Origin of the sequence: Shewanella sp. M16 (genome assembly GCF_018224605.1) — a bacterium.
In the GTDB taxonomy this organism is placed as follows: Bacteria; Pseudomonadota; Gammaproteobacteria; order Enterobacterales; family Shewanellaceae; genus Shewanella; species Shewanella oncorhynchi.
The window spans coordinates 233906-256166 of the sequence record NZ_JAGTUL010000002.1 but is presented as its reverse complement, the minus strand read 5'-3'; the positions used below and the strand labels follow the sequence as shown (position 1 = coordinate 256166).

The 22261-nt window shown below is 45.8% G+C and carries 19 protein-coding genes; 6 read left to right on the top strand and 13 right to left on the bottom strand.

The window, feature by feature from the left end:
* Positions 1-32 precede the first annotated feature (32 nt).
* Positions 33-2060, top strand: a complete 2028-nt coding sequence (locus tag KFE26_RS02465) for a S9 family peptidase (protein WP_212599556.1) — start codon at positions 33-35, stop codon at positions 2058-2060.
* Positions 2061-2148: 88 nt separating this feature from the next.
* Here the strand turns inward: KFE26_RS02465 and KFE26_RS02460 are convergent, their stop codons facing one another.
* From KFE26_RS02460 to KFE26_RS02425, 8 genes are all read right to left on the bottom strand, one after another.
* Positions 2149-3612, bottom strand: a complete 1464-nt coding sequence (locus KFE26_RS02460) for a pitrilysin family protein (protein WP_212599555.1) — start codon at positions 3610-3612, stop codon at positions 2149-2151.
* A complete protein-coding gene (locus tag KFE26_RS02455; RefSeq protein ID WP_212599554.1) occupies positions 3609-4940 on the bottom strand; it encodes a pitrilysin family protein in 1332 nt (443 codons plus the stop codon). The genes KFE26_RS02460 and KFE26_RS02455 overlap by 4 nt, the downstream gene beginning before the upstream one ends.
* A 137-nt stretch (positions 4941-5077) precedes the next feature.
* The gene (locus tag KFE26_RS02450) at positions 5078-6475 is read right to left on the bottom strand and encodes an amidohydrolase (protein ID WP_212599553.1); all 1398 of its coding nucleotides are present in this window, start codon (positions 6473-6475) and stop codon (positions 5078-5080) included.
* A 257-nt stretch (positions 6476-6732) separates the two neighbouring features.
* Positions 6733-7149, bottom strand: coding sequence for a hypothetical protein (locus KFE26_RS02445; RefSeq protein ID WP_113940298.1), 417 nt, complete (start codon positions 7147-7149; stop codon positions 6733-6735).
* A 311-nt stretch (positions 7150-7460) separates the two neighbouring features.
* Positions 7461-7907, bottom strand: coding sequence for a DUF6985 domain-containing protein (locus KFE26_RS02440; RefSeq protein ID WP_212599552.1), 447 nt, complete (start codon positions 7905-7907; stop codon positions 7461-7463).
* An 11-nt stretch (positions 7908-7918) separates the two neighbouring features.
* On the bottom strand, positions 7919-8422 hold the full coding sequence (locus KFE26_RS02435; protein WP_249195565.1) for an SMI1/KNR4 family protein: 504 nt from the start codon (positions 8420-8422) through the stop codon (positions 7919-7921).
* 156 nt (positions 8423-8578) lie between these two features.
* Positions 8579-9247 (bottom strand): class I SAM-dependent methyltransferase, encoded by a 669-nt coding sequence (locus KFE26_RS02430; protein WP_212599551.1) that lies wholly within the window; start codon positions 9245-9247, stop codon positions 8579-8581.
* 105 nt (positions 9248-9352) lie between these two features.
* Positions 9353-9724 (bottom strand): hypothetical protein, encoded by a 372-nt coding sequence (locus KFE26_RS02425; RefSeq protein ID WP_212599550.1) that lies wholly within the window; start codon positions 9722-9724, stop codon positions 9353-9355.
* 292 nt (positions 9725-10016) lie between these two features.
* Between KFE26_RS02425 and KFE26_RS02420 the strand changes: the two genes are divergently transcribed.
* Complete coding sequence (locus KFE26_RS02420) at positions 10017-12137, top strand: bifunctional diguanylate cyclase/phosphodiesterase (RefSeq protein ID WP_212599549.1); 2121 nt, start codon at positions 10017-10019, stop codon at positions 12135-12137.
* A 798-nt stretch (positions 12138-12935) separates the two neighbouring features.
* Here the strand turns inward: KFE26_RS02420 and KFE26_RS02415 are convergent.
* Positions 12936-13556, bottom strand: a complete 621-nt coding sequence (locus KFE26_RS02415; protein ID WP_212599548.1) for a tRNA-uridine aminocarboxypropyltransferase — start codon at positions 13554-13556, stop codon at positions 12936-12938.
* A 141-nt stretch (positions 13557-13697) separates the two neighbouring features.
* Positions 13698-14906, bottom strand: coding sequence for a multidrug effflux MFS transporter (locus KFE26_RS02410; RefSeq protein ID WP_113940291.1), 1209 nt, complete (start codon positions 14904-14906; stop codon positions 13698-13700).
* A gap of 113 nt (positions 14907-15019) precedes the next feature.
* Between KFE26_RS02410 and KFE26_RS02405 the strand changes: the two genes are divergently transcribed.
* Positions 15020-15991 carry a LysR family transcriptional regulator gene (locus tag KFE26_RS02405; protein WP_212599547.1) on the top strand — a complete coding sequence of 324 codons (972 nt, stop codon included), beginning with the start codon at positions 15020-15022 and terminating at the stop codon, positions 15989-15991.
* A gap of 82 nt (positions 15992-16073) precedes the next feature.
* Here the strand turns inward: KFE26_RS02405 and KFE26_RS02400 are convergent, their stop codons facing one another.
* The gene (locus tag KFE26_RS02400) at positions 16074-17945 is read right to left on the bottom strand and encodes a methyl-accepting chemotaxis protein (RefSeq protein ID WP_212599546.1); all 1872 of its coding nucleotides are present in this window, start codon (positions 17943-17945) and stop codon (positions 16074-16076) included.
* Between the two features lie 376 nt (positions 17946-18321).
* Between KFE26_RS02400 and KFE26_RS02395 the strand changes: the two genes are divergently transcribed.
* On the top strand, positions 18322-18669 hold the full coding sequence (locus tag KFE26_RS02395; protein WP_212599545.1) for a hypothetical protein: 348 nt from the start codon (positions 18322-18324) through the stop codon (positions 18667-18669).
* Between the two features lie 22 nt (positions 18670-18691).
* Here KFE26_RS02395 and KFE26_RS02390 read toward each other — a convergent pair whose 3' ends face one another.
* A complete protein-coding gene (locus KFE26_RS02390) occupies positions 18692-20170 on the bottom strand; it encodes a DUF4145 domain-containing protein (RefSeq protein ID WP_212599544.1) in 1479 nt (492 codons plus the stop codon).
* Positions 20171-20203: 33 nt separating this feature from the next.
* Entirely contained in the window at positions 20204-20911 is a 708-nt protein-coding gene (locus KFE26_RS02385; RefSeq protein WP_105250588.1) for a hypothetical protein, read from the bottom strand.
* Positions 20912-21101: 190 nt separating this feature from the next.
* Between KFE26_RS02385 and KFE26_RS02380 the strand changes: the two genes are divergently transcribed.
* Together KFE26_RS02380 and KFE26_RS02375 are read left to right on the top strand one after the other, a co-directional pair.
* Positions 21102-21632 (top strand): DUF2780 domain-containing protein, encoded by a 531-nt coding sequence (locus KFE26_RS02380; protein WP_105250589.1) that lies wholly within the window; start codon positions 21102-21104, stop codon positions 21630-21632.
* A 100-nt stretch (positions 21633-21732) separates the two neighbouring features.
* Entirely contained in the window at positions 21733-22194 is a 462-nt protein-coding gene (locus tag KFE26_RS02375) for a TerB family tellurite resistance protein (RefSeq protein WP_212599543.1), read from the top strand.
* Positions 22195-22261 lie beyond the last annotated feature (67 nt).

Genomic DNA, 22261 nt, shown 5'->3' with positions numbered 1-22261 from the left:
TTATAACTATATGTATGATAAGGAGACTCACAGTGAAGAAGACAGGAATCTTATTGCTCTGTCTGTTGATGCCATTCGGCTCAGCATTTGCGGAGCAGGGTAAACCGCTCTCGGTGGAATTGCTCTGGCAACTTAAGCGTATTGGTAGCCCAGTCGTATCGCCCTCTGGTGAGCATATTATTGCGCCAGTCACAGAATATGATCTAAAGGAAGATAAAGGTTCGACCCAGTTATGGCGTTTTGATGGCGAAGGTAAGAATAATCGCGCTATTACAGTCAAAGGGTTAAAGGTGAGCGAGCCCGTGTTTTCGCCCGACGGCAAAACCTTGGCCTTTGTGAGTGAGCGAAATGAAGACGACGCAGGCCAAATCTACCTATTGCCTATGGACGGTCCGGGTGAAGCGCAACGCTTAACCGACATACCTACTGGCGTAAATGGTATTAAATGGGTTGGCAAGCATTTGTATTTCATCAGCAATGTATTCCCAAATCAAACATGGGACGAGATGAAAACCCAACTAAAAGCCGACGAGGATAATAAGGTCTCCGCTCGCCAGTGGAACGCTTTGCCCTACGCTCAGTTTGATCACTGGTTAGATGAACGTCGCCAAGCCCATGTATTTATGATCCCCGCTTCGGGCGGCGAAGTCGAAGCCGTGACGCAAGCGCTCGGCCATGAATTACCACGCTCGAGCCAAAGCAGTTCAAGTTACGATATTTCACCTAATGAAGGCTTAATTGCCTTCAGTACTTATGGCTCAGACAACCGTATCGACCCTAAACTGGATATTTTCCTTGCGACGATTGGCAGTGGTAAAGCAGAGAATATCACCCCAGAAAATCAAGCCGCAGATGCTGATCCCAGCTTTAGCCCCAATGGCAAAACGCTGGCTTTTACCCGTCAGAAAATCCCCGGTTTCTATGCCGATACTTCAAGGCTGATGTTACTGGATATCGATAGCCGTAAACTTAATACGCTAACACCAGAGTGGGATCGTTCGGTCAGCCAATTTAATTGGACCCCCGACAGTAAAGGCTTTTATGCCACCATTGAAGATGCCGCCACTAACCGCATTTATCATATCGATGCCAAAAACGGTAAAGTCAAAGCCATTACAGAGGCAACTGACTTTGGCCAACCCGCCATAGGCAAAGACGGTGAACTGATTGCCACCAACGAGAGCTTTTTGCACCCAGCGCGCTTGGTCAGCATTAATCCCCGCAATGGTAAGACGGTACGCCTAGAGAATTTTAATGACGATATTCTCAAAGATGTTGATTTAGGCACTTACGAATCAGTGACCTACAAGGGATATCAAAATCAAGATATTCAAATGTGGGTTCACTATCCCCCCGGATTCGATCGCAGTAAAAAATATCCACTCTTTATGCTAGTTCACGGCGGGCCACACAACGCCATTACTGACGGTTTCCATTACCGTTGGAACGCACAAACCTTCGCTTCTTGGGGATATGTCACTGCATGGCCAAACTTCCATGGATCTAGTGGCTTCGGACAAGCGTTTGCCGATGCGATTAACCCAGATTGGAAGAATAAATCCCTCGAAGATGTGCTCAAGGCGGCAGACTGGTTTAAACAGCAAAGCTGGATAGACAGCGACCGCATGGTGGCGGGTGGCGCAAGTTATGGCGGTTATCTGACCTCAATTATTTTAGGTCAACCACATCCCTTTAAAGCCTTGTTGATCCACGCTGCGGTTTACGACATGTATTCACAAATGGCGTCGGATTTTGCCGTGCACAGCACCCGATTTGGCAACTACTGGGATAATCCTGAGCTGTATAAAGCCATTTCTCCGCATTACTTTGCGGCTAACTTTAACACTCCGACCTTAGTCAGCCATGGCCAACTCGATTACCGAGTACCTGTGGGACAAGGTTTTGAACTGTTCCGCACCCTGCAAACTCGCAATGTGGAATCACGGATGATTTACTTCCCCGATGAAAATCATTGGGTTATGAAACCCAATAACTCTATCTATTGGTATAACCAAGTGAAGGATTGGATGACCCATTATGCTAAGCCGGGTGGACAATAAACGCTGCATCTAGCACCAAGAACAGAAAAGCAAAAGGTCTGCACTATGCAGACCTTTTCTTTATTGAATCAAGCCTCGCAATGATAGCTTATTGGCCAAATCCCGTGGCTTTAATATCGACGGTTTGCACTTTGCCGTACTTAGCGGCAATAGGTGCAATCTTAGCCGCATTGCCAATCAGCACAAATTGCAGATCTTTTTGCGGGAAGTAAGTTTTCACTAACCTTTGGGTTTCTTCTAAGGTCAAACCATCCACCTTAGCTTGGAACTCATTGATAAACTTATCATCGAAACCGTATAGATACATGCCAGATAAGAGCCCCGCCAGCTGCCCTGAGGTTTCAAACTGAGGCGGGAACTGACCCTTAACGTAGGCTTTAGCCGAATCTAAGGTCGCTTGATCTACACCTTTTTCCCATAAACGTGCATAGGTTTTTAAGGCTAAATCCATCGCTTCTTGAGTGGTTTCCGTCTTAGTGAAAGTGCTGATTGTGAATACGCCCGAATCGGTATAAGGGCTAAAACCTGAGCGTGCGCCATAGGTTAAGCCTGCGTTCACCCGCAGCTCGTCGTTAAGCCAAGAGGTGAAACGACCACCTAAAATAGTGTTCACTACCGTTAAACCTACATAGTCTGGATTGTCACGACTAATGCCTAAACCCCCAATCACAAAAGTAGTTTCGATTGCATCGGGTTTATCCACCAACAAGACTTTGGCCTCGGTCAACTGAGGCAAACCTTGGTTTAAATCAGGCTGCACCAGCTTTTCGCTGCCCTGCCACTGACCAAAGGCATGCGTCAGCTTGGCTTTCATCGACGCCACATCAAAGTCACCCACGACAGTTATCGCGGTATTGGCCGGTTGATAGTAACTCTTATGGAAGGCGCGTAGCTGTGACACTGTCACTTGCTCCAGTGAGTCACTGTTACCCGAAGCCGCATTGCCATAAGGATGTGCACCAAATACGAGCTTATCGAAGTAGCGACCAATCACAGCCCGCGGGCTTTCTTTATCCTGCTGCAGCCCAGCAATCGCGCGCTGTTTGAGTTTATCGAACTCGGCGGCATCAAAATCAGGCGTTAACATCGCCGCGCTAAATAAGCCCAGCATCAAGTCAATGTCCTTCGCCATAAAGTCAGCACTCAGATAACTGCCTTCCTTATCCGCTTCGGCCACTAAACTTGCACCGAGAAAATCCACTTGCTGCTCGATATCCGCCTTAGATTTCCCCGCCGCACCTAACAACAAACCTTCTGCTGTCATTTGTGCCACGCCTGCGGTGGTGTCATTCACTGCACCGGCGCGTACCACGGCATTTAAGGTAATTAACGGCACTTCGCGCTGCGGCATTAAGTACACAGTTAAGCCGTTATCTAACACAAACTTATCGTAACTTGGCATCGCAAAGCTGCCAGTATCGACCCGCTTTGGTGCCGATGTCGCCGCGCAGCCCGCTATGATTAAGCTTGTGCCTAAAGCCAATGCTGCCATTAACTTAGACGATTTCCCAAGTGATTCCATCTTAAGTGATTTCACTGCTGTCGATTTCATAGGGAAGACTCCTCAGTTGCCGCCAGCACAGCCACAGTGCGATTCGATTTACGTAAGTAGGTTTGGGCAACTCGTTGAATATCCGCAGGCGTCACCTTGTTATAGGCTTCAGGTGCATTAAATAACTTGTCGTAACTGCCAAAATACATCTCATAGGTGCCTATGGTATTAGCCTTACCATTAATGGTTTCCATCGAGCGATAAAAATCCATCAACTTAATATTTTTAACTTTATCCAATTCTTGCTGGGTAATACCTTGGGCCGCAATCGCATCGATTTGCTCAATCAACGCATGCTCCAGCGTCGAGGCTTTCACCTCAGGTGTAGCAACACCCATCACATAGAAGAGGTTAGGATCGACCGACATCGGCATGTAGGTTTGCGCTTCTAAGGCCACTTGTTTATCAACCAATGATTGATATAAACGCGAGCTATTACCTTGGCTTAGAATCGAGCTTAATAAATCCAGCGCATAAAAATCCGCATGGGTTGCCGCCGGAATATGGTACGCCAACATCACATTAGGTGTGCTGACCGATGCCTTTTGCACAAAGGTGCGACGCTCACCCTTTTGCTCAGGTTCGACAGTGCGAATCGCTTTAGGCGGAGTCTGTGCCGGAATAGGCGCAAAGTACTTGTCTGCCAAGGCTTTTACTTGGGCAAGCTTTACATCACCGGCAATCACGACCACGGCATTGTTCGGCGCATAATAGGTTTTATGGTATTGGACTAAATCTTCCAGCGACCAAGCGGCGATATCCGACTCATGGCCGATCACCGACCAAGAATAAGGGTGGGCTAAAAATGCCACGCCTTTGATTTCGCCTTCGAGGGCATTCCAGTTAGAGTTTTCTAAGCCAGTGGAACGCTCCGACTGCACTACACCACGCTCGCTATCGACCATAGTTTGGTTGATATCTAAGTTAGCGATACGGTCGGCTTCGAGATCGAACATAGTTTCGAGCGCATTGGCGGGGAACCAATCGGTATAAACCGTCATGTCTTCAGTGGTATACGCATTGTTCGCACCACCTGCGGCTTCCATAGTGCGGTCGAACATTTTCGGGCCGTACTTTTTCGAACCGTTAAACATCATGTGTTCGAAAAAGTGCGAAATACCGGTAATGCCGGGCACTTCGTTACGTGAACCGACTTTCCAAAACAAATACATGTTGGCATTGGGAATTGAGGCATCTTCTAGCACCATGATTTTCATGCCGTTATCTAGCGTGAAACTCTTAATGTCTTCTGCCGTGGTGGCCTGTACTTGGCTTAGGGGAGTCAAAAATCCCATGGCCAACACAAGAGCCGATAGCGTGCGCTTCATTTGGTTTGCTCCTTGCTGTAAATATCCACATATAGAGGTAAATTGTTTAACAAATCAAGCGCAGAAAGCGTATCCAGCGCCGATTTTTTGTAAGCTCAAGTTATACCGAAGAGCTTACGGAATAACGTCTGTCCGACTTATTGCGCATTTAGCGCAGTCAACGCCACTTTAGTCATGGCCTCAACTCCCACTTTTAGCGCGCTTTCATCTACATAAAAAGCCGGAGAATGATTGCTGGCCGCGGTTTCTGGATCCGTTCCCTTTGGTGTCACCCCGAGGAAGAAAAACATCCCAGGAGACTCTAAGGCATAGAAGGAAAAGTCCTCGGCACCTGTGATTAACCCAGGTTCAATCAGCATCTTATCGCCCACCACACTGGCAAGCACAGGCCTCATACTAGCGACTAACTCGGGATTATTGACCACTACAGGGTAACCTGGCTGGATCTCTGTGGTCGCGGTCGCACCAAGGGTTTTCGCCGACAGCTCGGCCATTTGCGCTAAACGCACTTTAATATCGGCGCGCATGGGCTGGTCGAAGGTGCGAATAGTACCAATCAGCTCGACTTCATCGGGAATAATATTAGAGCGTATGCCACCATTAACCGCACCAAAACTCACCACGGCAGGGGCTTTAGTGATATCCACCTGACGGCTGACGATCGTTTGCACATTGGTAATAATTTGCGCCGCAGCGACAATAGGGTCGACCCCATTCCAAGGGCGCGAACCGTGGGTTTGGCGGCCTTTCACTTTGATGGTAAAAGAATCCTCACTCGCCATCGCAGGGCCACTGCGCAGGCCAATCATGCCACTCGGCATACTCGAGGTGACATGCATACCAAATACTTGCTCGGGTTTGCGCTGAGCAAACAGCCCTTCTTTGAGCATCAATTCCGCGCCGCCCTCTTCACCCTCTGGCGCACCTTCTTCAGCGGGTTGGAAGATAAACATCACATCCCCCGCTAGGCTGTCTTTCACTTTAACCAAGTTTTCGGCCACGCCCATTAACATGGCCACATGGGTATCGTGCCCACAGGCATGCATCACACCCACTTTTTGATCGCGATAAGTGTCAGTCGCCTTAGAGGCAAAAGGCACATCGACCACTTCAGTCACAGGCAGTGCATCCATATCCGCTCGAATCGCAATCAACGGACCAGGCTTGCCGCCCTTCAGCTTCCCGCCTTTCAAAATGGCCACCACGCCCGTATGTGCCACACCCGTTTGCACTTCTAATCCTAAGGATTTCAGATGTTTTTCAATAATCTTGCTGGTGCGAAACTCACGGTTAGACAACTCAGGGTGTTGATGCAAATCACGACGCCAGTCGATCACCTTTTGCTCCACACCCGCCGCCAACTTAGCCGCATCAGGCATAGCACTGGTCGCCGCTTGCGCCGAATTAAAACCCGTGCCCATAAAACTCAAGGCTAAGGCTGAAGCGAGTAAGGTCTTAGAAAAATGGGATTTATTTACTAGGGGCTTAAATTCAAATGATGTTGATGCAGCAAGTAATACTGAGGGTAAAGTCATAGCGATAGCCTATTGTTGTTTTTATAAGCTACCTAAACTACACGGACAAGGAGAAATTGTTAATAGATTTAATGATAAAGGTAAAAAAGACTGTGCTTCATTAGAGGCTGTCTTTAACCGTCATTCCCGCAATGCTGTGGGCTGGAATCCAGCTTTTAGATAAATCAACCTGAAAAAAGATAGGGATGGCGGATCTCAGTTAAAGAAACTCAAGGCAACGGAAAAGCTGTCCTAATGCTTGGCATAGTTAGCTTTAGTCACAAAACAACAAATTCACGATTTTCTTTAAAACCACATGGCCATCGGCCTTGGCTATACAACTCAGCCACCTCACTCCATACGCCCTTTTGTCTGAGAGCGGCCTCTCTCGCTGCCATTTTGAAGGCAAAGAGTGCGCCGCCTCTAAAGCTCTCAGTAAAATCATGAGGACCATACACAAGCAAAGGATGTGACCGGCCAATTTTTCTCAGAGATCTGAGCGCCGATTTATACACAAGCATCTCCGCGTCTTTTGTTTCCTCACATTTTTTCGGACCATTCAAAGGATCCTCTTGATCTCTGCTTGTAGGCAGCCACTCCCATCCATATGTAGAACCCAATACGCCTTCAATGGGACTTGCAGCCGAGAGCCAGTCAATAAATTCAACTTGTTTGGCTAGATATTCAGGAGTCATAGGAGGTTAACGCCGTGTTAAAGGAGTTTCAAACTGAAGCAGCAGTTTGAACTCCCAGTGAGTAAAGCGAAGGATTTCAAACGCTTTATTACGTTTTGGCTGCTTAGCTTGGTTTACCAGCCAAAGTCTAGCCACCCTTTTTAAATCAACAACATAATGCACTTTCGGTTTCTCTACCACCTGTACTGGCTAAAATTACTTGAACAAGAGCCATCATATGTGGATGTCTGGCTAAAATGCTTAGCTACAATTGCCTTTCTGAGTAACACAGTATTGCGCGGGAATAATAGTAGTAAAATTTAGTCAGCAACTCACAGAAAATTAAGCTCTTCATCTTGAAGGGATAAAGCACTATCAATGGAGGCTAATAACACACCATAGGTGTAACCGCAGTTGCCCACAAAAATCACTTGATTACCATTAAGTACCATCACTTCTACCCCATGATCGGTTTCCCAGTTGCAGGCGTAATGATAACGAATTGCCCGAGTCTCCATTGTGCTGGTGTCATCCAATATAATGTACAACGGCTGGGTATTTTCTGCTATTTCATTGATTGTATTTAAAGAAACCTCCAAATCACCGCAATAATTTTCAAAATATTTATGCATTTTGAGCATAGCATTTAGAATTTGATACTTCGTCTCTTGTGTCATCAGAGAAACGTCTTCGAGTATTTTTATGCGTAACTTATCGTTGCCCTGAAGCTCACCTTCAATAATCAGTTCACTAGGTTTGTTAAATAATGGATCGTTCATTTTCGTTATCCTTAATCCTCAATTAATTCACCTGGATATAGTGCGATTTGCGCCAAGGATTGTGCAAAAAATTGGCTTAGGTTTGGGCTGATAAAGTCCATCATATCGGGGTCATGGGTGTATGCGATGACTTGTCCCATTTTACCTAATGCTGAGGGCGAATGATCTGCAATCAAGAGTAATGTGCCACCCCCAAATTGGGCAAAGGGTAGCCAACCTTCTTGATACCACCCCGATTGGATTTTGGGATCCCGCACTTCTGGCTCGTGGTAATCAACGTAGTACTGGGCCTGTTTTCTCATTCGGTCACGAAATTTAAATGATGAGGCTAGTGACAAAAAATCATACCGGCAAAAGTAATCTTTTCGGGCAAAGACTGTGCTCCACTCATTGCCGCCATTGGCATATCCCCAAAGCTCCCTTAACGGAGAAATAAGTGTAAAACCTAATTGTTTTTCGGCTTCATCTAAAACTGAGTTTGATAAGCCACGATCCAGTTCTAATGTTTGATTCATGTTGGCGTAAATAGCACTCAAAGCTTGTAGATACGTCTTAACATCTATTGTATTTACCCCTTCATCCAGACACTTAGCAGCAGTGTTAATCCTTTTGGTTTATACCGCTCGCATATGCACTTATGGGAACTTATTTAATCGAATTAGACACATAAATTAGGGTGTTGCATTACTTTTCTCAACTTTATGCATCTCTTTATATAAGAACACTACGTCCTTATCAATAATTTCGAGTCGCCAGCCATAGTGATGCGCGAGCCACTCAAAGGTCGCTTCGGCGTAAAAATTGATGTGGGTGGGATCGTTTTTATAGTGCCAGCGGGCAAATGCGGTTTTATCCTGCACACGCTTGGTCATAACCGCCAAAATGCCTTTGGGTTTTAATAACTTATCGAGCTGAGTAAGCAAACCTGCGGCACCACTCACGTGTTCTATGACTTCGGTTAAGGTAATAAAGTCGTATTGGCGGGCTAACATTTCGGGATTATTGGCGTAATAAAGGTCGTAATTATCTATCTGATAACCGCGCGCCTTTGCCATTAGACTCAATGCCTTACCTTCTCCGCAACCAAAATCGAGCCCTTGGGCCAAAGTGCTAACACGGCTAAGTAGTGGCTCGAGTGTGCGATTTAAAAATGTTTGATAGCCGAGATCATCGGCATGATTCTCGTGCTTATCGTACTCGGCTTTTTCTGCCTCGGCCGAAAGATAAAACTCAGAAGGCACGCTCACCAGTTGGCAGGTTTGGCATTGCTGGTAACTGCGCTTCCTATCTTGATGATAAGTGAGTAATTCAACGCCATGACATAAGGGGCAGATATTCAACAACAATTCCTAGTGATAGTAAGGTGCATAGTAATGAGAATAGCCGTAATGCCCACAAATAATGCTAGCACTGACTAGCTGAAATCGACTATATCGATGGCCTGATTAAGGTTTAGGGATTTTACGCTCTTTTGCGGCGGCTTCTTTTGCTTCCCGTAAATATTTTTGCTCGCGACTTTCTCTTTCGTCGAACTGTTTTTGTGCCTTAAGTTTTTGCTGCGCTTCCCAATCGTTGGTTTGGGACTGTTGCTTAATTTTATCTTCCCGCTCTGTCGTCTCTTTAGTGGCTTGACGGGCCTTTTCTAATTGAGCCTGTTCTAATCGCTGTGAGTCGATGCGTGCCTTATCGACTTTTTGCTCTAGGGTCAATCTAGGCTTTGGCGCCTCGGCGGCATGCGCTAACGCGAGATGAAAACTAAAGATGAGGACTAGCGATATTAATATTTTTGAGATTAACACTTTAAATAAATACGCCATTTCCTGTCTCCTTTATTCGATAATTGAATGAATCAATGATAAAAGCCAATTCACGCAAGATGTGCAAAACATAGCATAAAATCTGCCTAAGCTTGAAATATGCAGCAGGTGTTCTTAAAAAATATGCTTGAATACAAGTCTTAAACTACACTTTTTAAGTTTCTATTTGAGTGAAACAACAATTAGGTTTATTTTTAACCCCATTGGAATGATGTACTATTGGGCAACTTCGTGCTCAACGAAGACCTAAAAATGGGATGTGACTATTTTGCGTCACAAGGGAGTATCCTGAATGATCAGATGGCAACACTTACTTAAGAAACTCAGTACAGATGATCCTGTACTGCAAGAAAAGCTGTCTCTCTGGCAAGCACATCCCCATAAAACCCCCTTAGCCTTAATTCAAGGCTTTAGCTTTATTAGTGCCAACCAAGCTACCCTCAGTTATTTTGAGACTGAATACGATGCTTTTGTGAATGCGACTCCCTATGATTTTTCTCCGAGGATCCAATCTTCAGGCCGCAATAGTGTTGAATTTGCTCGGGAAATGATCCTCGAAGCCATTGCAGGCAATAATGTTGAATTCAACTGGCTGCACATGAGCCAACAAGGCAATGAACTGCCGACTCGAATTAATCTCTATCGCTGTTATCTGCAACAACAGCCCGTGGTACTCGTTGAATTACAAGCTCTTAATCGCCGCAATCAAATGCGCGAAACGATTTCTGATGGTTTTGCTCATATTCCCAAAGAAATTTTGTCGACCACGCTCGAAGAAAGTGCCGAAGCTGTGTATATCACTGACACTGATAATCAAATTTTGGCTGTCAATAAAGCCATGTGCCGTATTTGCGGCTATAGCGCTGAGCAGCTCATCAGTAAAACCCCTGAATTTTTAGAGGTAAGAACCCATAATATGGGGGAAGAAACCGAATGCCAAATCGCCTTGAAACAAAGGGGATTTTGGCAGGGCGAAACGTGGAAAAGACGTTCAGATGGCAGTAACTTCCCTGCTTGGCAAAGCAGTCGTAAAATCGTCACTGAAGATGATGCTCATTATAATGTAAATATTTTCAGTGATATTAGTACGAAGAAACTATTAGAAACCCAGCTAACAACTCGGGCTATGTACGATACCTTGACTGGATTACCTAACCGGTTCCATCTCAAACAGATCCTCAATAGCGCCCTCGAAAAACTTAAAACTGATCCCCTCGCACTGGGCGCGTTGATGTTTTTAGATCTCAATGGTTTCAAGAATATCAATGACAGCTTCGGTCACTCCATGGGCGATAGAGTATTACAACTCGTCGCAGCCAGACTCGAAGCAGGTTGTATCGAAAAGGCCGACATAGCCCGTATGGGCGGAGATGAGTTTACCTTAGTGCTGCAAGACTGTAGCTGCAAAGATGAAATCCAACTGTTTGCAGAACAGATTCTCAGCTTATTTGAGAGCCCCTTTGAAATTGAAGGCCAAAAGTTCTTCCTCGGCACTAGCATAGGCATTGCGCTATTTCCTACCCACAGTAACCAAGCGGGACAGCTGATTAGTCTTGCCGATACTGCCATGTATTGCGCTAAAAAGAGCTTACCGCATCTCGTGTTTTACGATAAGGCAATGAGCCTAGCAGCCGAGTTAAAATTACAGTTAATCAATAACCTAAGACATGCACATAGCCTAAAACAATTCACTCTCGCCTATCAAGCCATAGTCGATTTACACACAAATCAAACTATTGCTGCCGAAGCCCTGCTCCGCTGGCAGAAGTCACCGACAGAATATTATGAAGCTGCCGACTTTGTGCCATTGCTTGAGGAAACAGGATTAATTGTCAGCATTGGCCAATGGGTATTAGAACAGGCCTGTGTACAAGCGGCCCTCTGGCGAGCACATTATCAACCCGACTTTAGAATTTCAGTCAATGTGTCACCACTGCAATTAGAACACTTAGATTTTATCGATCAAGTGATAAATGCCTTAGAAATGGCGAAGTTACCCGCTGATGCACTGATTTTAGAAATTACCGAATCGGCATTGTTACGACAACCGGAGCAAGCACGACTCACACTCAATCGTATCAAAGCGTTAGGTGTCAGCATAGCCATCGATGATTTTGGGACTGGGTTATCGTCACTCAGTCGCTTAGGGACTTTGCCAATAGACAGCGTCAAAATTGATGCCGAGTTTGCCTTGCGCTTAAACGAAGTCTCAGGACAAAAGCTCTGCAATGCTATAGTGCAACTCGCACAAGCACTCGACATTCACTTCGTCGCAGAAGGTATTGAAACTCAACAACAAAAAGACATAATGACTGACATGGGCCAAGGTTTCGCCCAAGGATTTCTATTTGGCTACCCGAGTTCAGTTGAAAACTTCACCCAAGCCTTTCTTGCGGAAAAACGCTTAGCCTAGAACAGATTTAGGACTGCCGATGTTCGCATCGGCTCGATAATCCGACTTGCGTACCGAATTAACGCTCTCAACGTTTACAACGGAAAACGAAAGATCCGCTAAGGTTTTATCGAAATATTTTGATGGGTCGCGAACGAAGTGGAAAGATTTTCTTGCAGAAAACATACGATTAAAGCTCGATAGCCATGCCAGCACTCCATTTACTAATAGTAATGAATGGAATCACTCCCCTGCAAAGCCAGTGATGGCCTGGCAAAGCGCTCTCATCATTATCAATAAAAAAACCATATTTTAAGCTCGATAGCCCTGCCAGCACGCTATTTACTAATAGTAATGAATAGAATCACTCCCCTGCAAAGCCAGTGATGGCCTGGCAAAGCGCTCTCATCATTATCAATAAAAACACTATATTTAAGCTCGATAGCCCTGCCAGCACGCTATTTACTAATAGTAATGAATGGAATCTACTCCCCTGCAAAACCAATGATGGCCTGGCAAAGCGCTCTCATCATTATCAATAAAAAAACCATATTTAAAGCTCGATAGCCCTGCCAGCACGCCATTTACTAATAGTAATGAATGGAATTACTCCCCTGCAAAGCAATTGGCTGGCAAAGCTATCTCATCATTTGCTGCGCAAATGAATCCCAGTTATTAAACCGTATTTCACATTACGTTAGCGTGATCTGAATAAGATTTTGACTATTTTAATTCGTACGGAGTCTCAAAAACTCAATAACTTAAAAGCACTAATTCATACCTAAAACATCTAAGACTCAATAGCCTTAACCCCATCAACTATACCTTACCACTGGATTCATTTGAGTTCTGATAACGAGCCTGCACTTTACTCGGCATCGCCTTAATCCGCAATTCCACCATAGCATCAAATGCCATCATTAACGGCTGAACATCAAGGGTAGGATCGAGGGCGCTTAACATATAAGCGCAAGCTTCTAAGGTCGATAAACTATCGCTACGACTCGATTTACGGATCCGATAGCGCGATTCATAACCTTCAGCCAAATGCACCGCAGGATACTGGGTTAACCAAGGATTCAGCTGCAGCATTTTGAATGCCTTACGCCAAGTGCCATCGAGCAACAGCAATATACAATCAGGATTAATACGTTGCTGTTCAACACTCACGCTTAACGCAGAGGGATAGACGAGATAAATCGGCTTATTACACGCCGCCAAATATTCCCGTAAGCCTTTGAAATCAGAATCGATTTCACCCACATAAACTTGCGTTTTAGGTACAGCAAGGCTCAATACCCGCACACTATTCTTCTTATGTTCGACTTCACTCGGGTGCTGTAAAACCACCAACTGAGTCATTGGAGAGATAGGCTGAACACTCGCACATAAGCAAGCATTTTGCGGATAACGACAGATAGCACAATAGTGACGGGACAAGCTTTACCCTCGGTTTAGTGAGTTATTTTACGAGTATACCAAAGGATAAAAGGGTATTAGACACAATAAAAAATACCCACAGTTCGCGGTCAAACAAACTGTGGGTAAAGGGTGTACTCTGTAATTAATCAGTGCAGCGAACTAATGCTCGCCAACTAACTGCTCTTGGTGCCAGTGGTCGAATCGACTCAGCGCCATCATCAACAATAAACCGATAGAAAACACACCCATGACGAGTGCCACTGCGTAAGGTGCAGTTAAATTCGTTTGCTGTATAAGTCCAGCTAAAACGGATGCACCACTCATCTGAATAAAACCTAGCATAGCCGCGGCAGTCCCCGCTCGCTCACCGAAAGCTGACAGCGCCATACTCGTCGCGGGGCCGAGTAAGAAGGCAAATCCCACACATAACAACATCATAGGTAACATAAAGTTAAAAGCTGCTGCCATCCCTGTATTTGGACCAAACTGTTGCCCCGCCACTGTCGCCACTGAAGACAAAACGAGTAAAGACAGAGCCAAAATAACCGTTGGACGATTACCCAGTTTGCGAATGACGATCGGTGCAGCAAAACAGGCCACGATATTGAACACAGCATTGAGCCCGAATAAACCACTAAACGCCAGCTCAGAAACCCCTAAATGCCCAATCAACCACACAGGCGCATAAGACACATAACTCAAAATAGCCGCCATAGCTGACATACAAGCAAAGGCATAAAACAAAAAGTGGGTGTTACCGAGTACAGGTTTAAATCTGCCCCAACGGTAAAGTGGGCCAGTAGTAACAGTGTTGGCTGGACGAGTCTCAGGTAAGCGATAACCGACAACGAGCATCATCAACATGGCATATAACGTCATGAAAACGAAGGTTGAACGCCAGCCGAATTGCATCGCTAACAAGCCACCTAAGGTTGGTGCTAAAGCTGGGATCACGCAAATCGCGCCATTTAAGTAACTGTAAATTTTAGCGCCTTCTTTTTGTGAGTAGCAGTCGCGCACCGCACTAAACACCACGATAGAAGTTGAACAGGCGGCTAAACCTTGCAGCACACGAGCAATCTGTAACCAATGAAACTCGATGGCAGCGGCAGCGAGAAGACTACTTGCGCCGTAGAGTAAGACCCCGAAAATGGCCACAGGACGGCGGCCATAACGATCGGCTAATGGCCCAATCAACACTTGGCCTAAACCCATGGCGAATAAAAACAATACGAGCGTGGATTGCACATCACTGGCAGATACGGCGAATTCTGTCGCCATAGTTGGCATTGAAGGTAAATAAATATCGATGGCTAATGGGCTGAGCAGCACCATAGACATCAGGATAGGTAACAGATTGCGCCGCATAAATAATCTCAGTTGATCAGGGAAAGGTATTTCAGTGGGCGCTATTTTAATTAACTCAAGGTATGAACAGAAATGGTATAATTTCCAAAGTAAATTTCCTCTGAGGAATATCTGTGAATATCGACAACTTAGCCAGAATCGATTTGAACTTGCTGGTCATACTCAAAGTACTGCTAGAGGAGCAGAGTGTCACTCGCGCCGCCAGCCGATTACATATAAGTCAGTCAGCCCTCAGTAAGAGCTTAAATCGGCTCAGAGAAACTTTAGATGATCCCCTATTTCAGCGTACGGCGCATGGCTTAAAACCCACCGCGCACGCCCTCATTCTTGGGCAAAAACTGCCGAATATATTGCAAGACTTGTATCAACTCACTCAGCCTCCGACCTTTAATCCTGCCAGTAGCAATCGACAATTTTCTTTTGCCATGGTGGAAAGCGCCTATGAGACCTTAATCCCATATTTTATCGGCCCTATGCTGACCACGGCACCCAACGTCAAACTCGACTCCTATGTCTGGACCGAAAAATCGATGCAGGATTTGCAGCAAGGGCAAATCGACTTTGGCATTTCAGGGCGGGATTTGCATCCACTGTCAGATTTTCAAGTAGATCGCCTGCCCGAAGGGATTGCCTATCAAACATTATTTACCGATCAACAAGTCTGCTTAGTGCGAGAGGATCACCCGCTGATGGCGGCGCTCACCTCAGAACAATGGAATATACCCCTTTACCTCGATATGGCCCATGTGCAGGTTCGTTGTGAAGGTAGTGATTGGTGGGCACTGGATTACTTTCTTGCCGATCTTGGGCATAGACGCCGGATCAGCACGACTGTACCCGACTTTTATGGTGCCGCCAGCGTTTGCGCCCACAGCAATTTAATCTTCACTCTGCCTTCGAGCTTTGCCCGTCACGCCTGCCAACTTTATCCGCTCAAACAACTGCCACTGCCTTTCGAATTTATGCCAATGGCCTATGTGCTGTTATGGCATCAAAGAAATGATGAAGATCAAGGGCATAAATGGATTAGAGAAACCATTTGTCAAAGTGTGGCTAAGTTATTCAATCCCACAGAAATGCTTTAACACGACAAAACGGCCAGTAAAAAGCCCGACAAAGCGAAGGCTTTATCGGGCTAATATCGAGGCACGCTATTAAGAATAGCGATTACAGAATAAATGTCGCGACTTGCGCATTCAGGTCATTAGCGCGAGCTTTTAAGCCCCTCGCCTGTGCCAAATCTGCCATGGCCGATGCGGTAATCTCATCGGTCACATCTTTAATCGCAACCGTATTCTGGGTTATTTCACCCGTAACTTGAGTCTGTTCTTCCGCTGCGGTAGCAATTTGGCCTGCCATATCTGAAATCACATTGACCGCTTGCGTAATTTCTTCAAGGGCTTTCGCCGCCGCATTGGCATCTTCTACGCTATGACCCGCTAATACTTGGCTGCTTTCCATCAAGCTGACTGCTCGAGCGGTAGTGCGTTGTAGCGTTTCAATCGTGGTATGTACTTCCTGAGTCGAATCTTGTGTGCGGCGCGATAGTACTCGAACTTCATCGGCAACGACCGCAAAACCACGGCCTTGCTCGCCAGCACGAGCCGCTTCAATGGCTGCGTTAAGCGCCAACAGGTTAGTTTGCTCTGCAATCCCTTGAATTGTCGCCAGAATACTCGAGATAGACTTAGCGTGACGACTTAAATCGCCAATAACATCCGTTGCTTGAGTCACTTCATCTGCGAGTGAATTAATCGAGTTACGAGTTTTATTCACTAACTCTTTGCCCTGTAAACTGCTCGCTGCAGACTGTTGAGCCGCTGTTGCCGTGTTCTCAGCATTGGCTGCGATCTCATTAGTCGCACTCGCCATTTCAGTTACCGCAGTCGCGACCATAGCGACTTCTTGCTGCTGACGTTGTAACTCCGCAACTGAAGTTTGCGTGGTGGCAAGACTACGTTCAGCATCGGCATCCAACTCATTCGCTAATTGGCGAATATGGCTGATCAGCTGATGTTGACTGCCCACAAAGCGGTTAAAACTGTCGGCAAGCACGCCCACTTCATCTTGAGTGTCGACAGAAATACGTTGAGTTAAATCACCATTACCATCGGCAATACGCGCAAGAGCTTGCGATACTCGACTCAGAGGACCCAGTAACATGCCAACTAACCAAGAAATGGCTAACACACTCAGCAACAGTACGAGTGCAGAGAGACCCAATTGAGTGAGTAATAGGTTAGACAATGGTGCTTCTAGCGTTTCCTTATCAAGCACTAACACTAATTCCCAATCTGTATTAGGGATATCAACGCTCCAGACTAATTTGTCACGTCCTTCATTTTCAAAATACATAGGCAACAGAGTGCCCGCTGCACGGCTCTGTTCTGGTAAGTTGCGATTAAGCTCGTTGTCGATTTCACCTATAGGTTTCATCGTCTTAGCTTGATCTTTATAAGCGATCACAGTGCCGTCTTTGTGCATCATGATGGCATAACCGTTTGCCGGTAACTTCATCCGATTAACACCGTCAACTAGGCTTGCGATAGATAAGTCACCACCCACAACACCTTGTGCGGTAGGCTGTGCCATAGTCACAACCAGAATGTTATAGGCAACATCCACGTAAGGTTTTGTCAAAATAAGACCGCGCTCACTGATGGCTTGTTGATACCAAGGGCGGCTGCGAGGATCATAGCCCGTACGATCAATACTCGGATCAGAATCCAACATTTGCCCTGCTTGAGAGCCAAAATAGGTCAGCTGAAAACGGCCCGATGCCTGTGCTTGTTGAAGTGTATTGAGGCTGTCACCTTCAACTTTGTTCGCCAGGGCTCCCATAATATCTTGGCGGCCAGCCAACCATTCTTGGATCCGCTCAGCCTGCTGTTCACCTAAGCGCTGCACTTGTTCTAGGCTGTTTTGTAACAGCTGGGATTTTTGGCTGGAATAACTTTGCCATGACAACAAACCAATCACGAGTGAAAGGGCTGCCACGACAGAGAACAGAATTTTTTGCTTGAGCGAATATGAGTTCATGTTGGCGTCTAATTAATTAACAAAGCAGTGAAACAAGAGGGTGTTTGAGCGGGTCGAACGAACATTTACAACCAATATAATAAGGCGGCTAACTGAGTTAAAACTGCAGTTAAATTTGAGCTGAATTTTCTCATATTCTGTACAGTTAGCAAAGAAATTGCTCAGATTTACATCAAAAAGATTTTAGCAAACACATATAATTAACCAACCGTTATTCGAGCAACAACATATAGATAGGCATGCGATCACATATCAAAGTAATGCGCAACACCAAAATGGCCTCCGGAGTAAAATAAAGTAAATTAATCAAGATTAACGTGACCTAGACGCACTCGCTATTGCACACTAAATGTCCACTGCCTATCGAGGAGTTCTTATGATTTTTCAACAGTTCCAACAGAGCCCACTGCAGACCCGAATTTCTGGCCCACGGGCTTGGTTAGCGATGGCAATTAGCATTAGTCTAATTTGTTTATCACTATTTTTATTGCCCTTCGTGCTCTTATTTGGCGCGATTGCGCTCGGTTGTTTAGTCCTATTTAGCCGCTTTTATATGGCACATCAGTTGGCTAAGTTTAATCAGGCTCAGGCAAGCGCAACGCAACATGCCCACGCGACAGAGGAGCCGCAGAGTCAGGTTTATGGATCTGACACTATTGTTAGGGAATCTAATGCGGCACGCCATCAAGGGCGCACTTTTGAGCATAAAGAGGATGAACACTAGTTCAATCGAAGCAAAACTGCACTTAAGCGAGTAAGGTCTGCGCGCGTTTAAGGCTATGAATTTCGGCGGGATCTTGGGTTACCTCAAGCACATTTTCAATCTGTAATACCAGTGAACGCCACAGAGGCTCGATAATATCCGCCTCTTTTTTATTGGCATTTTGCCGTGCCAGCTTAAGTAAAGCCGCAGATCCAACGACATCAATTCGTCCTAAGATACCGTCGGCCAGTGCCATACTCAGCTCAATCATCGCAGGCACACTGTGGCTATATTTGATCACTTGGCGCAAATAATCCTCAGCTTGAGTCAAATCACTGCCAAAGGCATTGTCATCATTGAGCATATGTTGCGCCCGCGTGAGCATAGCATCGAGTTGTCCTTGCTCGGCAGCTTCGGCCATCCAATGCTCACTGGCAATCATATCTCGAGTACAACCATCTCCATTGGCAAGCATTAATGCTAAATGATACTGAGCATGGGGATAACCTGCTTGCGCGGCTTTGCTTATAAAATGATAGGCTTGAGTTAAGTTCTTTTGCTGGTAATGCAATACACCTAGATTCGCCATCGCTTCGGTTTGCTCGCCATCTGCCGCACCTTGTAAATATTGCTGTGCTAACTTGCTGTCGGGTTGAAACGACTCACTGCCTACAAGATAAAAATATCCCAATAACGCCATCGCATTGACCACACCTGCTGCTGCTGCAGTAGCAATGATCTGTTCACCTTTAGCCACTTCTGGCGCGCCTTGATAACCGTGGATCAGTGCTACGCCATGCTCATGTAAGGCTTCCATGTGCTTAGGTGCCGCAAGGGAAAACCAATAGGCCGCCCGGGCAAAACTGTCAGCTGCGCTAATGTGAGAAATGGCATTTAGAGGTGAAACTATGGATAAATCTTGGCTTGATATAGCTTCGGCTTCTGCCGCAAGCTCTTGCTCTTTGAGCAGTTCTTGTTCTTTCAGTATCAAAGCCTTGGTCTTAAACGATATCCCCACCAAATACTGTGCTTGCGGGTCATCTTCCATCACCGCACGGTAGCACAAGTCCCTCACCGTCATTGCGTCAGTCGCTTCATAACAGTAGTCAGGGGCAACTCGACCTTTAACCTTAGGATACAAGTGCTCGACTAAAGTCAGGACATCTTTAATGGATTTTTGCGCTAGCGCGAGTAATTGTTCCTGGGTAAGATGGTATTTCTCAGGATGAGCACCGCGGTTACCGTCGGCACGCAATCGATGCAGGGCACGAGTGGTCTTCACATCAATCACGCGCTGCTGATTTAGCTGTTCGATCCTATCGTATAAATTCGGACTGGAAAACGCGATTTGCTTATCTTGCCCCAGTAACTCTGTAAGTTTATGGGTAAAACTGCGAATGTGTAGCAGCGACTGTGTCGGCACATCCTGCACATAGCTTTTCGCCTTGAGGTAATCATCACTCAAGGAGACCGAAAAATCGTGGATAAACTCACTATCCTTAATGACTGTTTTCGTCCCCATGAGTGATTCCCTGCAGGCTGAATTGATGTTGCACTATTCGACGCTTGGTTTTTTCGACACCATATATAAGCGGAACAAAGCGACGTTAACGAATAATCCAATAAAAGACATAAAAGTATCCGCTAACATTTGCACAGGTAATCCGCCCATGGACGCTAACCCAGAAAGCTGGCTACCTATGACAGAGAGTGGTAAATACAACATCAATAATGCAATGGTTTTTAGTACGATAGGACCACTAAAACTAAAACTACCCTTAATCGCTTCTAGCGGTGTTAAGCGCTCAACCACAACCATAAAGTTCACATAGGCTAAACGCGCAAAGAGATAGAAGCTAATTACCAATCCTACCAGCCACACTGGACCGAAGGCGGCAAACAGCATCACTGGTGCTAAAATCGCTAGACCAGAAAACACCCCAGCCAATAATAATGGTGGAACAAAAGGTAAACTCGCCTTCAACACCACTCCCGCTGAAGGACTATGCCCTTGTGAGCGCAGTTCTAAAAACAGAGTCAAAGCGGCAATTAATACCGAAAAAGTAAGTAGTAACAGCATCATGGCGATCATATGCGGCGCGCCAAACTGTGGGTTTTCTAGATCAACTTTACTCATCTCTATACCAAGCCATAACTGGATCCCCACTTGGATCAAGAGTAATGGGATCGTCAGCATAGCGAGTTGCGCCAGATGATTACGGAAGAAGTTATAGGCTTCTGACAAAATTGCGGATAGTGACATGCGACTTTCCAAATAATTGAAATGAATTAACACTTAGAATTGCCGCTAAGGATACCGAAAATCCCTTGGCAATGCACAGTAGAAATCACCAGTGTGAACCGTAAATCACAGAAAACTACTGCAACAAAAGTGACAAACCCGCTAAACTGTCCAGCGAACTCGTGCGCAAACCATCAAAGGACGCTTCCATATGAAACACACTCTGACCTTCTCTATCCTCCTCAGCACTTGTATTTTAGCGGCGCCCGCCAGTGCAGGCTGGTTAGATAACTTGGCAGGAACTCAAGCCAAAACTGAAAAAGCGACCACTACAGCAGCGGCAACTCAGTCGAATGATTTAGTTGGCAGCGTCATGTCACAATTGGGTTTAAACCAAACTCAAGCCGAAGGTGGCTTAGGCAGTTTATTAGGCTTAGCGCAATCAAGCCTAGGAACAACCGACTACTCAAAACTGGCTGCCAGCATTCCTAATGCCGATAGTTTGCTCGCCGCCGCGCCTAAATTGGACTCAAAATCGGGTGTTTCTGGCTTATTATCCAAAGCGGGTGATTTAGGTTCATCACTGCAAGGCAGTGCTATGGTTTTAGACGCCTTTGAAAAATTGGGCATTTCTAAAGATCTAGCAATGCCAATGATCAACATAGCTAAGTCTTACTTAGATACCAATGGTACTGAAGGCACCTCAGACTTACTGATGAAAGGTCTGAACTCGCTACTGTAATTCAGTCTTACCTCACCCTAAGCAATACAAGGTTTAGGGTGAACTTTCACTTCCCAATCGACTCTACTTTATATTCCCTCCAGCATGAGAACCGCCAAATATGATTGCGAAATTAAGACGATTTTTTGAAGCTCATACTCAAGCCGTCTCCCCTGAAGACAAGGCACATCAACTTAAACTGGCCGCAGCGAGTATGTTACTTGAAGTCGTATTTGCCGATGAGACCTTAACGGCAGAGGAAGAAGCCTTATTACCTAAGCTGCTAACCGATACCTTATCAATGTCAGAAGTAGACGCTAAGATGCTGATTGATGAAGCTAAAAGCGTACAAGGCAGCGCGACCTCACTCTTTGAATTCACCTCAGCCATTAACGCTGAATTTAGCCTAGCGCAAAAGCAGCAATTGTTGCTCGCAATGTGGCAACTGGCCTACGCCGATGGCCAGCTATCCCAATATGAAGACCAGATCATTCGACGCACCGCTGATTTGTTGCACCTCAAACACAGTGAGTTGATCCAAATGCGTAATCTTGCCATAGCTGCAACCCAACAAACTGGCTAGCCACATCCGCTATTCAGTCAAAGTGCAAATCAACAAAAGCCCATAAAAAAGCGTGAATGCGAAACAC